General features: G+C 51.6%; 19 protein-coding genes and 3 tRNA genes. 10 read left to right on the top strand and 12 right to left on the bottom strand.

Going from position 1 to position 16,652, the window contains the following annotated elements; all coding sequences use genetic code 11:
• Positions 1-29: 29 nt before the first annotated feature.
• The 8 genes from HV314_RS21490 to holD all read right to left on the bottom strand — a co-directional run bounded on the left by HV314_RS21490 (position 30) and on the right by holD (position 6,539).
• Entirely contained in the window at positions 30-806 is a 777-nt protein-coding gene (locus HV314_RS21490; protein WP_181546664.1) for a metal-dependent hydrolase, read from the bottom strand.
• A complete protein-coding gene (locus HV314_RS21495; RefSeq protein WP_181546666.1) occupies positions 803-1,876 on the bottom strand; it encodes a patatin-like phospholipase family protein in 1,074 nt (357 codons plus the stop codon). The genes HV314_RS21490 and HV314_RS21495 overlap by 4 nt, the downstream gene beginning before the upstream one ends.
• A 245-nt stretch (positions 1,877-2,121) precedes the next feature.
• Positions 2,122-2,283 (bottom strand): DUF1328 domain-containing protein, encoded by a 162-nt coding sequence (locus HV314_RS21500; RefSeq protein ID WP_003019081.1) that lies wholly within the window; start codon positions 2,281-2,283, stop codon positions 2,122-2,124.
• Between the two features lie 127 nt (positions 2,284-2,410).
• A complete protein-coding gene (gene osmY, locus HV314_RS21505) occupies positions 2,411-3,028 on the bottom strand; it encodes a molecular chaperone OsmY (protein ID WP_016151602.1) in 618 nt (205 codons plus the stop codon).
• 305 nt (positions 3,029-3,333) lie between these two features.
• A complete protein-coding gene (gene prfC / locus HV314_RS21510; protein WP_016151601.1) occupies positions 3,334-4,923 on the bottom strand; it encodes a peptide chain release factor 3 in 1,590 nt (529 codons plus the stop codon).
• Positions 4,924-5,015: 92 nt separating this feature from the next.
• A complete protein-coding gene (gene yjjG, locus HV314_RS21515; protein ID WP_016151600.1) occupies positions 5,016-5,696 on the bottom strand; it encodes a pyrimidine 5'-nucleotidase in 681 nt (226 codons plus the stop codon).
• Positions 5,697-5,710: 14 nt separating this feature from the next.
• Positions 5,711-6,157, bottom strand: coding sequence for a ribosomal protein S18-alanine N-acetyltransferase (rimI, locus tag HV314_RS21520; RefSeq protein ID WP_005123887.1), 447 nt, complete (start codon positions 6,155-6,157; stop codon positions 5,711-5,713).
• A complete protein-coding gene (holD, locus tag HV314_RS21525) occupies positions 6,126-6,539 on the bottom strand; it encodes a DNA polymerase III subunit psi (RefSeq protein ID WP_181546668.1) in 414 nt (137 codons plus the stop codon). Before holD ends, rimI begins: the two co-directional genes overlap by 32 nt.
• A gap of 103 nt (positions 6,540-6,642) precedes the next feature.
• Here holD and rsmC point away from each other — a divergent pair, with 103 nt between their 5' ends.
• The 4 genes from rsmC (at position 6,643) to HV314_RS21545 (ending at position 8,167) form a co-directional block, all read left to right on the top strand.
• The gene (gene rsmC / locus HV314_RS21530) at positions 6,643-7,671 is read left to right on the top strand and encodes a 16S rRNA (guanine(1207)-N(2))-methyltransferase RsmC (protein WP_016151599.1); all 1,029 of its coding nucleotides are present in this window, start codon (positions 6,643-6,645) and stop codon (positions 7,669-7,671) included.
• 178 nt (positions 7,672-7,849) lie between these two features.
• Positions 7,850-7,936 (top strand) — tRNA-Leu (locus HV314_RS21535).
• 28 nt (positions 7,937-7,964) lie between these two features.
• Positions 7,965-8,050 (top strand) — tRNA-Leu (locus tag HV314_RS21540).
• Between the two features lie 31 nt (positions 8,051-8,081).
• Positions 8,082-8,167 (top strand) — tRNA-Leu (locus HV314_RS21545).
• 39 nt (positions 8,168-8,206) lie between these two features.
• Here the strand turns inward: HV314_RS21545 and HV314_RS21550 are convergent.
• Positions 8,207-8,482: a DUF1435 domain-containing protein gene (locus tag HV314_RS21550; protein ID WP_019078313.1), complete on the bottom strand. Its 276-nt coding sequence runs from the start codon at positions 8,480-8,482 to the stop codon at positions 8,207-8,209.
• 216 nt (positions 8,483-8,698) lie between these two features.
• On the opposite strand from HV314_RS21550, the gene HV314_RS21555 reads away from it, so the two are divergent.
• Both HV314_RS21555 and fhuF read left to right on the top strand, forming a co-directional pair.
• Positions 8,699-9,775 (top strand): GGDEF domain-containing protein, encoded by a 1,077-nt coding sequence (locus HV314_RS21555; protein WP_181546670.1) that lies wholly within the window; start codon positions 8,699-8,701, stop codon positions 9,773-9,775.
• 108 nt (positions 9,776-9,883) lie between these two features.
• Positions 9,884-10,672: a siderophore-iron reductase FhuF gene (fhuF, locus tag HV314_RS21560; RefSeq protein ID WP_047414505.1), complete on the top strand. Its 789-nt coding sequence runs from the start codon at positions 9,884-9,886 to the stop codon at positions 10,670-10,672.
• Between the two features lie 29 nt (positions 10,673-10,701).
• On the opposite strand, the gene HV314_RS21565 is transcribed toward fhuF, so the two are convergent.
• Positions 10,702-12,045 (bottom strand): PTS sugar transporter subunit IIC, encoded by a 1,344-nt coding sequence (locus HV314_RS21565; protein WP_080859402.1) that lies wholly within the window; start codon positions 12,043-12,045, stop codon positions 10,702-10,704.
• Positions 12,046-12,410: 365 nt separating this feature from the next.
• On the opposite strand from HV314_RS21565, the gene HV314_RS21570 reads away from it, so the two are divergent.
• Entirely contained in the window at positions 12,411-12,872 is a 462-nt protein-coding gene (locus HV314_RS21570; RefSeq protein ID WP_181546672.1) for a YbaK/EbsC family protein, read from the top strand.
• 54 nt (positions 12,873-12,926) lie between these two features.
• On the opposite strand, the gene bglJ is transcribed toward HV314_RS21570, so the two are convergent.
• Together bglJ and HV314_RS21580 are read right to left on the bottom strand one after the other, a co-directional pair.
• On the bottom strand, positions 12,927-13,604 hold the full coding sequence (gene bglJ / locus HV314_RS21575; protein WP_029139757.1) for a DNA-binding transcriptional activator BglJ: 678 nt from the start codon (positions 13,602-13,604) through the stop codon (positions 12,927-12,929).
• Complete coding sequence (locus HV314_RS21580) at positions 13,565-14,290, bottom strand: helix-turn-helix transcriptional regulator (protein WP_047358383.1); 726 nt, start codon at positions 14,288-14,290, stop codon at positions 13,565-13,567. The genes bglJ and HV314_RS21580 overlap by 40 nt, the downstream gene beginning before the upstream one ends.
• A gap of 458 nt (positions 14,291-14,748) precedes the next feature.
• Here HV314_RS21580 and HV314_RS21585 point away from each other — a divergent pair, with 458 nt between their 5' ends.
• The 3 genes from HV314_RS21585 to dnaT all read left to right on the top strand — a co-directional run bounded on the left by HV314_RS21585 (position 14,749) and on the right by dnaT (position 16,652).
• Positions 14,749-15,525, top strand: coding sequence for a threonine/serine ThrE exporter family protein (locus tag HV314_RS21585; RefSeq protein ID WP_016155624.1), 777 nt, complete (start codon positions 14,749-14,751; stop codon positions 15,523-15,525).
• A complete protein-coding gene (locus HV314_RS21590; RefSeq protein ID WP_016151589.1) occupies positions 15,516-15,989 on the top strand; it encodes a threonine/serine exporter in 474 nt (157 codons plus the stop codon). Before HV314_RS21585 ends, HV314_RS21590 begins: the two co-directional genes overlap by 10 nt.
• 123 nt (positions 15,990-16,112) lie before the next feature.
• Positions 16,113-16,652 (top strand): primosomal protein DnaT, encoded by a 540-nt coding sequence (gene dnaT / locus HV314_RS21595; RefSeq protein ID WP_016151588.1) that lies wholly within the window; start codon positions 16,113-16,115, stop codon positions 16,650-16,652.

The following is a 16,652-nucleotide window of genomic DNA, read 5'->3' on the forward strand; positions in this document are numbered from 1 at the left end:
CCGGATGCGACGTATCCGTCGTCCGGCAATTAAAAATCAAATAACGCCGTCGTATTGCGATACAGCGCATCAGCGATAACATCCGCAGGTTCCGGGCGCAGCTCGCAGAGGACATCAAAGACTCTGATCACCTGCTCCGGGCGATTCGGCTGTCCCTGAAAGCCGTTGAGCGGCATATCCGGCGCGTCAGTTTCCAGCAGCAGTGAGTCCAGCGGCAGTTGCGCCATTACCTCGCGGGTTTTACTAGCGCGCGGATAGGTAATGGTGCCGCCCACGCCAATTTTGTAGCCCAGTTGCACAAAACGTTCGGCCTGCTGCACGCTCCCGGAAAATCCATGCACCACGCCGGTTCGCGGTAAAGCATGGCGTTTCAGGTGCATCGCCAGCTTGTCATGAGTGCGCCGCGAATGCAGGATCACCGGCAGTTCGTAACGCTTCGCCAGCTTAAGCTGCGCTTCCAGCAGCCGCTCTTGCTTATCGAATTGCGGATCGTCCCGATAAAGATCCAGCCCAATCTCACCTACCGCCACCAGCTTTTGCGGACGCTTATCCAGCGCCTGCTGCAACTGCTCCAGGCAGTCATCGCTATGTTGCTCAATAACAATGGGATGCAGCCCCAGGGCGGCAAACAATGGAGGGTAATTTTCCGCTAACGCCAGTACACGGGAAAAATTTGCCGCCTGGGTGGCCGGAACGATAATGCTTTGCACGCCGACGTCAGCCGCGCACTGAATACTGGCAGATTCATCGCCCGTAAACGGCGGAAAATCAAAGTGACAATGCGTATCAATAAAACGATAACTCACGCCAAATCCTCATTATTAAACGTCGTGTCGTTAGCCTGAGGCGCATTGGTCACCACGGGGGCGTGAGCGTCGTTAGCCACCGGCGCAGGTGGAACCACGACCGGTCCCGGCACCACAATCTTCGGCGTCTGACGAGGCAGCGGCACATTTTTCGCCAGCAGCTTGCCGACGGTTGCCAGGAAGTAACGACCACACAGGCGTCCGGTCTTGTAATCTTCCCGCAGCGCCGGAATACGGCTTCCTAATGCCATGCTATGGAGCGGTTTGGGCGGGTAGATCTCAAAGATACGCAGCTTGCCCGGCGGTTTCTCAATAAAACTCTGAATCGCGCGATAGCTGGCTTCATGGTGCTGGACCAGATTCAGCAGCGGTTGCAGGCTGCTTTCGCCCAGCCAGCGTTCCATACGCTTGAACCACTGCGGGGTGTAATACATTTGCGAAGGCACGGTGCGGATAACCACCAGCGTTATTGCCCCCTGCTTCGCCGCTTCCTGCACGGGGATGGCGTCGCTGACTCCCCCATCGAGATAATTCACACCATCCAGCGCAACCCCTGCGCGGTAGAACCCGGGAATAGCGCTGGAGGCACGAATAAGATCGAGCCAGTTTTGCCGGTTCGGCGAAAAATAGCCAGGCGTGTAGTCATCGCCCCGACAGGCGCACATATAAAACGATTTCCCTGCGGCAAACAGGCGCTCGGCGTTATCCATCGCCAGCGGCATCTGGGATGCAGTCGAATCCACCAGCCAATCGAGATCGATTAAATTTCCCCCGCGCACAAAGCGCACCGGGTCAAAAAATTCACGTCGGGTAGTGTAACGCATGATGACTTTACGGCCGTAACCCGGCTGGTTACAAAGATAGGCTGAAAGGTTTTGCGCGCCAGCGGATGTCCCGTAGAAGAGATCAAAAGGATTGAACTGCGCGCGCATGAATTCATCCAGTACGCCAGAGGTGAAGATGCCTCTTTGTCCGCCGCCCTCACACACCAGCGCCATACTGCCTGGTTGAAACGGACGTAACGATAACGGCGCAATATTACCGAGCGTGACGGGTATTCTCTGCCCCACCTCTGCCTTCCTGTTGTTTTTGTAATAGAACAACAAAGTAACGCAAATTGCCTGATGCTAAAACCGTAAAAGCCAGTCCGGTGGACTGGCTTAGTAGCAAGTTATCTTTACGGTTAATCCCCAAAATAATTCGAGTCACAAGAAGGCGGCAAGGGCGTAAATCCCGATCTGCTTACTCTGGTAAGTGATACGGGCGAGCACGCGTAGCCAGCGCACCTTTAACTTGAAGAATAAAGAGGATGTCGCTAGGGCCGTTTACGACCTGTAAACAGGCTGACCAGAAACAGAATGATCCCCACCACAAAAACAATTTTCGCTGCGCCAGCAGCGGTACCCGCCAGTCCACCAAAACCCAGTGCAGCGGCAATTAACGCGATAACCAGAAATATGATGCCCCATCGAAACATGCGCTTCTCCTTTACCATAGTTAATGTCACCGCTTGATATGAGCACTCAGGCTGCCCATCGGCGATATTTTCAGTGTGGTGCACAACACGCCTCCCGACAAACGTCGGGAGGACGAATTAAGTTTAATTAGTGAGTTTTAAGATCGTTTTTGACGCTTTTCACGCCATCAATCGCTTTGGCGATGCTCTCAGCGCGATCGCTTTGAGCCTGTGATTCAACGGTTCCTGAAAGCTGTACCACGCCATCGGTGGTTTCAACTTTCACTTTGCGGGAAGGGACAATATCATCGGCCAGCAGCTTGGCTTTTACCTCACTGGTGATTGCCGTATCGCCCGCATAGCCTTTTACAGAAGTGTCTTTGCTATCACGTACGTGCAGTTTGTCACTAACGGAGGTCACACCCTCAACGCCTTTGGCGACTTTAACTGCCTCTTCGGCCTGTGCCTGGCTTTCAACAAACCCGCTTAGCGTCACCACCTTCTGGTCGGTTTTAACGGAAATGTCGGTGCTCTTAATGCTATCGTGATCCACCAGCGCGGCTTTTACTTTCGCAGTGATGGTGCTGTCATCCATGAAATTACCGACTTTGTTCATGGAGCTATCGACTTTCTGCCCCGCACTTTCGACGCCGGATTGCGTTTTATCCGTCGTGGAGTTTTCTGCATAAGCAGAACCCGTTGCAACAGCGGAGGTCAGCATCACGGCCAGCAGCGTTTTAGAAATCTTAAGTCCTGTCATTGTCATCGATGTATTCCTGTATGTTTGCTAAAAGCTGCGCTCTGCCGTAAACGGCTTGAGCCAGCAACTAATCTTGTAAGTGGAATAAATATCAGCAATAGAAGCTGCAACAGGCAGCCTAAAAAGCATTTAACGCCGACATTTATGTCATCACATTGTTAAATATAGTTCAGGATTTCGTGATCGCAGTCCAGATTGACTAAAAAACGTGCAAACAAAAGAAAAACGAGAGGTTTTAAGAACATTCCGCAAGGGATTTAAAAGACAGGAAAAGTTGTAGGGCACGGCGGATACCGTGCCCTGAAGGTCGATTAGTGTTCGCGCGTTTTGCGGAACTGAACGTCAGGGTAACGTTCCTGGGTGAGATTCAGGTTAACCATGGTCGGCGCGATATAAGTGAGGTTATCGCCGCCATCCAGCGCCAGCTGAATTTCGTTTTTACGCTTGAATTCTTCGAATTTCTTCACGTCAGAACACTCTACCCAGCGTGCTGTCGCTACGTTGACCGACTCATAAATCGCTTCAACGTTGTATTCGCTCTTCAGGCGTGAAACCACCACGTCGAACTGCAGCACACCAACAGCGCCCACGATCAGATCGTTATTAGCGATCGGACGGAAAACCTGCACTGCGCCCTCTTCGGACAGCTGAACCAGCCCTTTCAGCAGCTGTTTCTGCTTCAACGGATCCTTCAGACGAATACGACGGAACAGCTCCGGCGCGAAGTTCGGAATACCAGTGAACTTCATCATTTCGCCTTGGGTAAAGGTATCGCCAATCTGGATAGTGCCGTGGTTGTGCAGACCCAGAATATCGCCCGGATACGCTTCTTCCACGTGAGAACGGTCACCAGCCATAAAGGTCAGCGCATCGGAGATAACCACGTCTTTACCAATGCGCACCTGGCGCATTTTCATGCCTTTCTCGTACTTGCCGGACACCACGCGCATAAACGCCACGCGGTCACGGTGTTTCGGGTCCATGTTGGCCTGAATTTTAAACACGAAGCCGGTGAACTTCTCTTCTGAGGCTTCAACAACGCGGGTGTCGGTTTTACGCGGCATCGGCGCAGGCGCCCACTCCACTAAGCCATCCAGCATATGATCAACGCCGAAGTTACCGAGCGCGGTACCGAAGAATACCGGGGTGATTTCGCCCGCGAGGAACAGCTCATGGTCGAACTCGTTAGACGCGCCCTGCACCAGCTCCAGCTCGTCGCGCAGCTGCTGCGCCAGGTCTTCCCCCACGGCGGCATCGAGTTCCGGGTTGTTCAGACCTTTAACAATGCGCACTTCCTGAATGGTGTGGCCTTTACCCGTCTGGTACAGGTAAGTTTCGTCTTTATATAGGTGATAGACGCCTTTGAACAACTTACCGCAGCCAATCGGCCAGGTGATCGGCGCACAGCCGATTTTCAGTTCATTCTCGACTTCATCCAGCAGCTCCATCGGATCGCGGATGTCACGGTCGAGTTTGTTCATAAAGGTCAGGATCGGGGTATCACGCAGACGGGTAACTTCCATCAGCTTACGGGTCCGGTCTTCAACACCTTTTGCGGCGTCGATGACCATCAGGCAGCAGTCCACCGCCGTCAGAGTACGGTATGTATCTTCAGAGAAGTCTTCGTGCCCTGGGGTGTCCAGCAGGTTTACCAGGCAGTCATGATATGGAAACTGCATCACAGAGGTGGTAATGGAGATACCACGCTGTTTTTCCATTTCCATCCAGTCAGATTTCGCATGCTGGCTGGAGCCACGGCCTTTTACCGTACCGGCGGTCTGAATCGCCTGTCCGAATAACAGTACCTTTTCAGTAATTGTCGTTTTACCGGCATCCGGGTGAGAAATAATGGCAAAAGTGCGGCGTTTGGCCACCTCTTGCAAATAAGGAGACAACGTCATAGTCAAATCTTCTTAGGTAAGCACGGCAACAGGCCGTGCAAGTTGAATACGAAAAATTGCGGCTATTTTACCCATCAACGGGGGGGAGGCAATCAGTGTTTACACAGGAGCCGCTCCAGTTCACTTAATGACGCTACGGTCCAGGTCGGCTGAATGCCCGCTGGCTGCTCGCGGTGGTGCGTATTTAGCCAGCAGGTGGATAGCCCGGCGTTAATGCCGCCAAGAATATCGGACTCTGCGGTGTCGCCCACCATCAGTACGCGAGAACGCTCAGGATTGCCCGCCTGCTCCAGCGCATGGTCAAAAATACGGGGATCGGGTTTTGCCACGCCAACCTGCTCAGAAATCACCAGCAGGTCAAAATAGTCGCGCAGCCCCGTCCGCTCAAGGCGGATTTGCTGCAACGCCGTAAAGCCGTTAGTAATAATACCGATTTTTGTTTTATCACGAATCGCATTGAGCAGAGAAACCGCCCCTGGCAACGGCGAGCAAATCTCCGCCATCGCATTAATAAAGGCGTCATTAAGCTGGCCTGGCTCAACCTTCAGGCGTTCAGCCCAGCTCTGAAAACGAGCGTGCTGGAGTTGTAATGAGGTAATCGCACCGTTTTGATAATCCACCCACAGCGGTTTATTTACGGCCTGGTAGTCCTGAAAATCTTCAGCGGTAAAGGTAATGCTATAGTCGAGAAACATCCGCTGTAAGCCGGTAAACGAGTCAAACGTAAACAGCGTTTCGTCGGCATCAAAGAAAATCCAGTCCCACTTCTTCATCATTACACCTTGTCTTACATACTGATTGGCAATGCCATTATAATGGCGTCTTCATGACCATCGGCCGTCGGATAGTAATTGCGCCGGATCGTCGCCTCGTTAAAGCCCAGGCTTTCGTACAGCGCGATAGCGGCAGCATTTGAGGCGCGTACTTCAAGCCACAGTGTCAAAATGCCACGCTTTTCCAGCTCATCGATCAGGTATTCCAGTAGCTCACGCCCCAGGCCCCGGCGCTGAAAGTCAGGATCGACGGCAATATTGAACAGAGTAGCTTCATCCAGCACGACCTGTGTAATCGCAAAGGCGGCCATTACGTCGTCAACCCTCAACTGAAAATTGAGGTAGCGATCGCCCTGGTTGCTGGCAAATGTTTTTTCACTCCACGGAAAAGCGTGAGCGCGTTTTTCAATCTGAAATGCTGCAGGTAAATCAGTCGGTTCGAGGGAAGAAATCGTGTTCATATGCGCAGATTTGTTGCCATAACGCGGCGCGGGCCGCGGGGTTTTCCCGTAATTCATTAAACGCAGGACTCTCGACCTGAGCGCCCTCCAGCAGCAGCGGCTCTTCGGTTCCCAGCCGCCAGCTATTACAGCGAGTGCCCTGCGGCAGCATGGCGACGCGGTCAGGCGTCAGTTGTAAAACCTGATCCGGGCTGACGGTTAATGCGCGTAAAATATCGCTCATCAACGGTTCGGTTAGTGCGGGTAATTGTGCAGCAACCATCACCAAACGGACGTGCGCAGGAATTGAAATCGCGATCTCGCCCTGCAGTGCGCCGGGACGACGCAATGACCACTGAGTAATGCCCAGTTGCTGTAACTGCCAGTCTCGTCGGGATGTCATAGCGAAACACTCCTGTCTATCAGGGGCGCAAATATAGCAAATTTGTCGAATCCGTGCCATCAAACAACTATAATCCCCCGCTGTACAATTTAAGGAGCACTCCATGTCTGCTTTTACCCCGGCAAGTGAAGTCTTGCTGCGCCACAGTGATGATTTCGAACAAAGCCGTATTCTGTTTGCCGGTGATTTGCAGGATGACCTGCCTGCCCATTTTGAATGCGCCGCCAGCCGTGCGCACACTCAGCAGCTTCACCACTGGCAGGTGCTTAACCGCCAGATGGGCGACAACGTTCGCTTTAGCCTCGTCGCGCAGGCCGATGACGTTGCCGATAGCGATACGCTGATCTACTACTGGCCGAAGAATAAGCCGGAAGCCCAGTTCCAGTTGATGAACATTCTGTCGCTGTTACCGGTGGGCACCGATATTTTTGTTGTTGGTGAGAACCGCAGCGGCGTTCGTAGCGCAGAGCAGATGCTGGCCGAATACGCGCCGCTGAACAAAGTCGACAGCGCGCGTCGCTGTGGCCTGTACCATGGTCGTCTGGAAAAACAGCCGGTCTTTGATGCAGAAAAATACTGGGATGAATACCAGACCGAAAATCTGACCATCAAAACTCTGCCGGGCGTATTCAGCCGTGACGGCCTGGATGTTGGCAGCCAACTACTGCTCTCCACGCTGACGCCGCACACCAAAGGCAAAGTTTTGGATGTCGGCTGCGGTGCAGGTGTACTCTCCGTCGCCTTAGCCAGCCACTCGCCAAAAGTGCGCTTAACCCTGTGCGATGTTAGTGCCGCCGCCGTTGAAGCCAGCCGCGCAACGCTTGCTGCCAACGGTATTGAAGGAGACGTAATCGCCAGTAACGTCTTTTCTGACGTGACGGGTCGCTTTGATATGATCATCTCCAACCCACCGTTCCACGATGGGATGCAGACCAGCCTCGATGCCGCGCAAACGCTGATTCGCGGTGCAGTGCGCCACCTCAACAGCGGCGGTGAACTGCGTATCGTGGCGAACGCCTTCCTGCCTTATCCGAAGGTACTGGATGAAGTGTTTGGCTTCCACGAAGTTATCGCGCAGACCGGTCGCTTCAAGGTCTATCGCACCATCATGACGCGTCAGGCGAAGAAGTAGAACGGCCATCCGGCAGGGTTTGCTAAATGCGGGGTGGCACTTCGTTTACACGGCCTGCGTTTAGCGCCCATTTTTACATCAATTAAGCGCGTCCTGGGCAATTAACTATTGACGAAAAGTTGAAAACCACTAGAATGCGCCTCCGTGGTAACGATACTTTTTTGAGTGTCGATGGTATGCGAAGGTGGCGGAATTGGTAGACGCGCTAGCTTCAGGTGTTAGTGTCCTTTCGGACGTGGGGGTTCAAGTCCCCCCCCTCGCACCATAATCCACGTTGATATTGCTCGCACTGGGCGAAGGTGGCGGAATTGGTAGACGCGCTAGCTTCAGGTGTTAGTGTCCTTAGGATGTGGGGGTTCGAGTCCCCCCCCTCGCACCAACGAGGCGATATCAAAAAATAAGATGACTGTGCGAAGGTGGCGGAATTGGTAGACGCGCTAGCTTCAGGTGTTAGTGTCCTTAGGATGTGGGGGTTCGAGTCCCCCCCCTCGCACCAATTATCTTATTTCCCTCTCGATTTTCTTCCCTGTTTTGTTCATCCCTGATTCCCGTTCATCATCACCAGAACAATGCCGCCGATCAGCGCCGCACATGAAGGCAACAGGACAAAATGCCGCAAACGCTTGTGGTACAGCATGAGTGAAGTCAACAGTAATCCTAATACAATCATCGCCTTCCATACGTAGACCGACAGGTCGCTAAATGCCATCCCGGCAATCAGTATTCCCGGCAGCAGAACCCCCCATCCACTGCCCAGCGTACGTTGCAACATGGTACCACCTATGACATTGATAATGATAACCAATATCATATGATAAATTTTCTCATTTGTCAGCTGGGAGGCACTATCAATTATATGAGTTTTACTTAACGATTGATGACATGAATAATTTAAGGTGATAAATTGCTCGCCGGTTAGCTTTTCAACTAAAAACAATAAAAACCTCTGCGAATGATACCCCGTTCGTTATTTGTTTTATTTACCAACACACCTTCGTACATTGCAGATAACTAACAATATTTACCTATGACAGTACAATCCTGGCGAGCTCTGCGCACCAAAAAATACCAACTCTCTTTACGATTATTTCTGCTGCTCAACGCAGTCTCCGCGCTGTTTACGCTTTTTTTTCCCCTGTTTGCCGTCAAAGCGTTGTCAGTACCGGCGTTGCTGATTCTCGTGATGAGTACATTGTTGTTGGCATGGCATAGGAAATATGTGGATAAAAGAATTAATCTTCCTTTTATTTCAATCGTTTTTGGTTTGCTATGGGCATTACATATTTTCCTGAAATATAACGCTCTGGGTCATAATGATTATTATTTTCTATTAATCGCGCTTCTCAGCGTGCTGTTTATTGGTTCTATCGCTTTTGCCAATAATATCATCGCGTTTACGCTTCACTCATTGCCTTCCGTCGCCGTCTGTTTATGGCTGAATGGCAGCGAGCATGGTTTGCGAATTTTCTATTTTATGGCGCTACCCATGGCCGGGATCGCCATCCAGCATGTGATACAGAAGCGCTACGATGGCTTCGCCCAGCAGCTGATGTATAAACTGCTGGAAGAACGGGAAACCCTGAACGGGCTCAGCATGCTCGACCCGCTAACCGGTTTGTACAATCGTCGGGGGCTGCAACACCGACTCGATACGCTGTTGGCCTTGAGCAACGCGAAGCACTACGTCTTGCTACTGGATATCGACCATTTCAAAGCCTATAACGATCACTACGGTCATATGATGGGAGATCAGGCGCTGATCCGCGTCTCTGCCGCGATTCGTGACTCCGTGCGCTCCCGGGACGTGGTGGCGCGCTTTGGTGGGGAAGAGTTTATGGTTTTGCTGACCGCGGTCGATCCCCAGCAGGCCCAGGCTGCCGCCGAACGTATTCGCCAGAAGGTGTACGACCTTAAAATTCCTCACATGTTTAACGAGAGCGTGGCAACCAACGTAACCGTGAGTATTGGTATTGCGCCTCTGGTCGAGCAGGATATTGATGCCGCTGTTGCCCGAGCGGATAAAGCCCTTTATGAGGCCAAGAGCCTTGGGCGCAACAGTACGCTGGTCAGCGATGACCTGCGGGTAAACTGCCCTTCTACCTGAGCTATCTGTGTGGTGTGGCCCGGGATGGCGACAAAGATCTTGCCATCGCTCAACGTCAATTATAGGATTAGCAATCATTATCATTAAGATTAACATCCTTATATCGACATGGCTTATCGTTCCGCACCGATCGTTGAAGATGTCATCTGGCGTAGCCCTCTGCCTGCAAAGATGCCCTCGCTGGCTGCTGCCGTACGCGCAACGATAGCCAACACCCGTGAGCACCTGCTGGACTTCATTCGTCTTGACGAAACGCCCGTGCCAGGTGCGATGACGCTACATGAATGGACGCAATCAACGACGCTAAGTTCATTGCTGGCTGTCTATTCAGACCATATTTATCGCAATCAGCCCACGCTGCCACGCGAAAATAAGCCGCTGATTTCTCTCTGGGCGCAGTGGTATATCGGCCTGATGATGCCTCCGCTCATGGTGGCCCTGCTGACGCAAAAAGAGGCCATCGATGTCTCTCCTGAACACATGCACGTAGAATTCCACGAAACAGGCCGTGCTGCCTGCTTCTGGATCGACGTGCATCAGGATCACCAGGTCACGGCCCAGTCTCCTCAGCAACGCATGGAAACGCTGATTCTCTCGGCGCTGACGCCGGTTGTACAGGCGCTGGAAGCGACAGGCGAGATCAATGCGAAGCTTATCTGGAGCAACACCGGATATTTAATTCACTGGTATTTAACGGAAATGAAGCCGTTATTAGGTGAAGAACTGCTGACCACACTGCGCCAGACCTGTTTTTTTGAGAAGCAACTCTCCTGCGGTCAGGATAATCCCCTGTGGCGTACCGTTGTTCCGCGCGAGGGACTGTTAGTGCGCAGAACCTGCTGCCAGCGCTATCGCCTGCCCGATGTCCAGCAATGCGGTGACTGCACGCTGAAGTAAGCGAGGAGCCGTAGCCCCTCGCCCGTCAGTTATGCAACCTGCTGATTTTCTTCTTCTATACGCTGTGCTTCTTCTTTTTCCTGCGCTAATAGCTGCTTTTCGTAAACCTTAAAGAATGGGAAGTAGATGACGGCAGACACCAGTGCCAGCAGGACAACCAGAATGGCCGCACGATAATCCCAGCCTAACGCCCATGCCGCGCCAACCGGTGCCGGGGCCGTCCAGGGAACCACTGAAATCACCCGCCCAATTAAATCCAGCTTCATCGCCGCCCAGGCCAGCACTGCGTTCACCATCGGGGCCAGCAGGAAGGGAATAAAGAACACTGGGTTCATGACAATCGGCGTACCGAAAATCACCGGTTCGTTAATATTAAAAATGCTCGGGACAATGCTCAAACGCCCGATCGATCGTAGATGGGCCGAACGGCTACGCAGATAGCAAATCACCAGCCCCATCGTCGCGCCGGAACCTCCAACCACAATAAAGAACGTCCAGAACGCTTCCATAAAGATATGCGGTAAAGGCGCGCCCTGCGCCAGCGCCGACTGGTTCATCCCGAGATTGGTGAGCCAGAACATTTGCAGCATTCCCGACACAATTGCCGCGCCATGAATACCCGCAAACCACAGCAGATGGCCGATCAGCACCGCCAGCAGTATCGCTGGCAGAGAATCCGCTGCAGACACCAGTGGTTTAAAGATGGCCATGATGGCCTGCGGGATCAGCATGTCAAACTGCGACTGAATCACCAGACTCAGCGGGTACAGCGTCAGTACCACCACCAGCACAGGGATCAGCAGATCGAAGGAGTTTTTGATCATCGGCGGCACCTGATCGGGTAAACGAATGCCGATGTTGTGCGCCTTCAGGAAGCGCATCATTTCAACGCAGTAAATAGCCACCAGGATGGCAGTGAAAATCCCCGTACCGCCCAGGCTATCAACCGGCATAGTGCCTTTGGTTTTCGGTGCAGCAATCAGCAAAAAAGCCATGATCGATAGCATCGCGCACATGAAGGGATCTAGCTGATGCGACTTCACATAGTGCTTGCCCAGGTTATAAGCGATAGCCGCACATATGTAGACTGACATGATCCCCATCGTCATATCAAACGGTGTGAGGATTTGGCCTTCAAACTGTTTCGCCATATCCAGCCACGCACGTGCAAACCCCCAGGTGGTATCCGGAGAAAAAGGTGGATAGGCGAAAACCAGCAGAAACGAGCCTACGATCATAAAGGGCATCGCCGAAATAAACCCATCACGGATAGCCATCACATGACGTTGTGAAGAGATGCGCCCGGCAACAGGGCTGACGTAATTTTCAACGAAGCGGAAAATCACATTAAACACAGCATTATTAGTAGACATAGCCGTTCTCCCGTTGTGCAAAACCCTGCAACCGTGCTGGTGTCAACACCACCACGTAAAGCCCATTACTACTTTTCGCAACCGTGCCGGGAGGAACGCCAGCGCTACTGCATTTTGAGTTCAGTTTCATAGATGGCTCTTATTATGTAATACAGAGGAAGTGACAACTTCAGTATTAATCGCCATTTGAGCATTCTGCAACCGGTTACTGTAACCGGTTTCTTTGATTGTGAAGACGATCGAAAAACTGCCAATGTTGCCATGTTGTTACATTAAAATATTTACAGCGAGCTTGCCCCTATGACAAATTACGCCATGCGGTTTTCTGCTGGATGGAGCTGCCTGTAGGCGATTTGGAGAGAAGAATGAGTTTGCAATCTGTACGCCAATTTTTAGCGCAATATGCACCAGATATTGAGATTATCGAATTTGATCAGAGCACAGCTACCGTCGATCTGGCAGCGAAAGCCCATAACGTCGAACCTGGCCAGATCGCGAAAACGCTTTCGCTGAAGGTCAAGAACGACATTATTCTGGTCGTCGCCAAAGGTGATGCCCGACTGGATAACAAAAAGCTAAAGAGCACTTTCGGTGCCAAAGCCCGTATGTTGAGTAGCGATGAAGTAGTGAACGCGACGGGCCATCCCGTTGGCGGCGTTTGCCCTTTCGGACTGGAAACGCCGATTTCGGTGTACTGCGATGTTTCGTTGAAGCATTACGCTGAAGTGCTTCCCGCCGCAGGCGCCATCCACAGCGCCGTTCGTATCACGCCAGAAAGGATGGCTGAGCTGACTTCCGCCACCTGGGTGGATGTGTGTCAGGGATGATTCACGTTCCGCGCCGATAACGAAACCCGGCACGAAACGATCTAACATTACCCGCTAAGAAGCCGCCTGTAGAAAAGGTGCAGGTTCACCTGCACGCAGGTACAGCAGGATATCTGCAGCATCCAGCAGTCCGGCATCTGAGCTCACGCCCAGCTTGGACATCACATTAAATTTATGTGCCCGAATGGTTTTAATATTCCGCTCTAACTGAGCAGCGATCTGCGGCATTGAATAGCCATTCGACATAAAGCGCAGTATTTCTCGTTCTGTTGGACTGAGCATACGGCTTTGATTGATATACCAATGGTTTTTAGAACCTTCGGTTCCCCGGTTGGGACCGTTCAATACCGTAAATAACGCGTCCTGCAGTACCGTTAATGAAGAAGATTTGCTCACAACGCCATCTAACGGCAACGGTGACAAAGAGCCGATTAACCGCGCTTCAGCGTCATCATCAGCAATCACCACCCGGCGAATACGCGGAAAATTTACCGCCAGTTCCGTCAGATAAGCTAACCCGGCCCTGCGATCGGTTCTGATTGCAGAGAGGGAGAAAATAACCGCCGAAAACGACGTTTTTAACATCACCTGACTAAATGCAGGCTGGCTCGAAAAGATATGAAGTTCGTATTGATTATCCGGCATGGTATTAAACAGGCTCTTAATACCGACGCTACTCATCGCGCACTTCTCTACCAGCGCAACGTTTCTTTTGATGCTTCGGCTTTCCATTCCGTGGTTTCTCCATAAACTGAAGGTAAATTCAATTCTCGCGATCCTTGAGAACTGTTTATCCAGGCGTACATTTCTGCATTGCTATGTATCGACAAGCGACGCATAGCGCTGTTCTTTTGGGCGCTGATCGTTTTATTGCTTTTCTTCAGCAATGTCGCAATCTGATTAATTCCCCAACCTTTTCCCAGGAGTCTCAGCACTTTCCTCTCCGAGAGGGTAAGTACAATTGAGCGGGCGCTATGGTCTGCTAATTCTGGCATCAGGGGCGGAGAGAGCAGAGACTTGCTAATTCTCTCGGCACGGCTATTTCCTGCGTGAATAACATTCACCAAACTTTCAATCGTCTCGGCATCAGATAACAGCGAACTGACAGGGCACATCAGCAATTCAATGGCCAGCGGATAAAAAACACGAGAAACGAGAAATACCCAGTGAATATCGCGGTATTGAGATAATAAAGAATAATATTGTTCGCAGACTGAACGTGGATGATTACAGTCTCCGGATAAATCAGCAATCACCAAATCGGCACAACGCAGCTGCAGCAACGTCAATTCTTCGACGGAGCGGCAGTAGGTAAGTTCATAATCAGCGAACTGCCCCTGCATTACACCTTTAAGTCCGGTTTGTACGATCGGTAATTTACTAATAATAATTGCGTTTTTGCAGCGTCCTGGCAACATATCTCCTCCACACTCACCAGTCCGTATTCGCACTTATTAAAAATCCCCTGATAAATTAAAAGTATTAATTAACAGGAAACCCTAAACAATAGACGAGGTGAATTGTTTATCCTTGGCTTTTATTTATAAACAAAGTTATACCGCTACAATCCCAGTAGCATCAAACTATTGAACCATCATGCCAATAATTACTCATGAATACACTCTTTGTACAATTAAAAGAACTACAATAGATCGTTAGCGTTGCTTACGTATTTTCCATCCTGATAAATAACACTACATTTTCATAAGCGCTGTCTTTATTGATAAGCAAGTGAGGTGTGCAAACGCATCAGACGTAAGATCTGCATCTTTTTTCGACGCAAAGATTGATCTTAGCCAGAGCCAACAGGATCATGCTTCATGATAAAAAGAAGACATCCGCCACGCAAAGAGATCCTTTTCAGTCAGAGCGAGTCATGCAAACAGAGCAGTCGTCACAGCGAACGGTTACACGGTTATGTATTCAATGCGGTCTTTTTTTACTTCAGCATGGGGCAGAAAGTGCGCTGGTTGACGAGCTATCCACCCGCCTCGGGCTGGCGCTTGGCATGGATAGCGTAGAAAGCGCTATCTCCTCTAACGCCATCGTCCTGACCACCATTAAAGACGGGCAGTGCCTGACTTCAACGCGAAAAAATCAGGATCGCGGAATTAACATGCACGTCGTGACGGAGGTGCAGCACATCGTTATTCTGGCGGAACACAAACTGCTGGATGTTAAAGGCGTTGAGAAACGCTTTAGCCAGATTAAGCCGTTGCGCTATCCAAGATGGTTGGTCGCCTTTATGGTCGGCTTGTCCTGCGCCTGCTTTTGTAAACTCAATAATGGCGGATGGGATGGCGCGGTGATCACCTTTTTCGCCAGTATGGTGGCAATGTATATTCGCCAGATTCTGGCGTCCCGGCATTTGCACCCGCAAATCAACTTCTGCATTACTGCGTTTGTGGCAACCTCGATTTCTGGCCTGCTGCTAACGTTGCCGACGTTTAACCACACTCCAACCATCGCCATGGCCGCCAGCGTGCTGCTGTTGGTTCCGGGTTTTCCGTTGATCAACTCCGTCGCGGATATGTTTAAGGGACACATTAATACTGGGCTCGCTCGCTGGGCTATTGCCAGTCTGCTGACGCTGGCGACCTGCATTGGCGTAGTCATGTCGATGACCTTATGGGGGCTGCGCGGATGGGCGTGATCGATTTCATTTTGGCGCTAATGCAGGACATGATCCTGTCGGCAATACCTGCGCTTGGTTTTGCCATGGTATTTAACGTACCACATCGGGCGCTCCCCTGGTGCGCGTTACTCGGCGCACTCGGCCACGGTTCACGAATGGTGATGATGAGCGCAGGATTTAATATCGAATGGTCAACCTTTATGGCGTCGCTACTGGTGGGCTGCATTGGGATCCAGTGGTCACGCTGGTATCTGGCGCATCCGAAAGTCTTCACCGTTGCGGCAGTTATCCCCATGTTCCCTGGGATCTCTGCCTATACCGCCATGATCTCGGCGGTAAAAATCGGCCATTTTGGTTACAGCGAAGCGCTGATGATCACGCTGTTGACCAATTTCCTGAAAGCCTCATCGATTGTCGGAGCGCTCTCCATCGGGCTATCCGTACCGGGATTATGGCTGTATCGCAAACGCCCGCGCGTTTAGCGGCACGCTTTCTTAGCTCCTCGCAGAGAGGGGAATCGCCCCCTCATCTGCTGCTCTCCTTCTTCTCTGTGTTACTATAAAAGCAGTCCCCTTCTCGGTTGTTGTTCAGTATTGAGAAACATTATGCCCAGCAAAATTTTGACGCCGGACGTCACTAGCATTGACGCCTTACTACACGATCACCATACGGTGCTGGCCAGGTCTGCGGGCGGCGCCGTAGCCGTATTCGCCAATAACGCGCCAGCATTTTACGCGGTGACGCCTGCACGACTGGCCGAGTTGTTGGCGCTTGAAGAGAAGCTGTCACGCCCGGGAAGCGATGTGACGCTGGATGCACAATTTTATGAAGAGCCGCAAACCGCTCCTGTTGTCGTGCCAATGGGGAAATTTGCGATGTACGCTGACTGGCAGCCCGATGCCGACTTTCAGCGCCAGGCCGCCCTGTGGGGCGTGGCGTTAAGAGAACCGGTCACCGCCGAGGAACTGGCCTCATTTGTCGCCTACTGGCAGGCCGAAGGCAAAGTCTTTCACCATATTCAGTGGCAGCAAAAACTGGCACGCAGCATCCAGATTGGCCGGGCCAGCAATGGCGGAATGCCGAAGCGCGATGTGAACAGTGTCAGCGAGCCTGACAACCATATTCCACCGGGTTTTAGAGGATAA

The sequence above is a fragment of the Citrobacter sp. RHBSTW-00887 genome (assembly GCF_013728095.1).
GTDB lineage: Bacteria > Pseudomonadota > Gammaproteobacteria > Enterobacterales > Enterobacteriaceae > Citrobacter > Citrobacter braakii.

Bases quoted from the DNA above. Each gene is read 5' to 3' on its own strand.
- HV314_RS21500 (WP_003019081.1), bottom strand. From the start codon at position 2,283: ATGTTTCGATGGGGCATCATATTTCTGGTTATCGCGTTAATTGCCGCT.
- osmY (WP_016151602.1), bottom strand. From the start codon at position 3,028: ATGACAATGACAGGACTTAAGATTTCTAAAACGCTGCTGGCCGTGATG.
- prfC (WP_016151601.1), bottom strand. From the start codon at position 4,923: ATGACGTTGTCTCCTTATTTGCAAGAGGTGGCCAAACGCCGCACTTTT.
- yjjG (WP_016151600.1), bottom strand. From the start codon at position 5,696: ATGAAGAAGTGGGACTGGATTTTCTTTGATGCCGACGAAACGCTGTTT.
- rimI (WP_005123887.1), bottom strand. From the start codon at position 6,157: ATGAACACGATTTCTTCCCTCGAACCGACTGATTTACCTGCAGCATTT.
- holD (WP_181546668.1), bottom strand. From the start codon at position 6,539: ATGACATCCCGACGAGACTGGCAGTTACAGCAACTGGGCATTACTCAG.
- rsmC (WP_016151599.1), top strand. From the start codon at position 6,643: ATGTCTGCTTTTACCCCGGCAAGTGAAGTCTTGCTGCGCCACAGTGAT.
- HV314_RS21550 (WP_019078313.1), bottom strand. From the start codon at position 8,482: ATGATATTGGTTATCATTATCAATGTCATAGGTGGTACCATGTTGCAA.
- HV314_RS21555 (WP_181546670.1), top strand. From the start codon at position 8,699: ATGACAGTACAATCCTGGCGAGCTCTGCGCACCAAAAAATACCAACTC.
- fhuF (WP_047414505.1), top strand. From the start codon at position 9,884: ATGGCTTATCGTTCCGCACCGATCGTTGAAGATGTCATCTGGCGTAGC.
- HV314_RS21565 (WP_080859402.1), bottom strand. From the start codon at position 12,045: ATGTCTACTAATAATGCTGTGTTTAATGTGATTTTCCGCTTCGTTGAA.
- HV314_RS21570 (WP_181546672.1), top strand. From the start codon at position 12,411: ATGAGTTTGCAATCTGTACGCCAATTTTTAGCGCAATATGCACCAGAT.
- bglJ (WP_029139757.1), bottom strand. From the start codon at position 13,604: ATGGAAAGCCGAAGCATCAAAAGAAACGTTGCGCTGGTAGAGAAGTGC.
- HV314_RS21580 (WP_047358383.1), bottom strand. From the start codon at position 14,290: ATGTTGCCAGGACGCTGCAAAAACGCAATTATTATTAGTAAATTACCG.
- HV314_RS21585 (WP_016155624.1), top strand. From the start codon at position 14,749: ATGCAAACAGAGCAGTCGTCACAGCGAACGGTTACACGGTTATGTATT.
- HV314_RS21590 (WP_016151589.1), top strand. From the start codon at position 15,516: ATGGGCGTGATCGATTTCATTTTGGCGCTAATGCAGGACATGATCCTG.
- dnaT (WP_016151588.1), top strand. From the start codon at position 16,113: ATGCCCAGCAAAATTTTGACGCCGGACGTCACTAGCATTGACGCCTTA.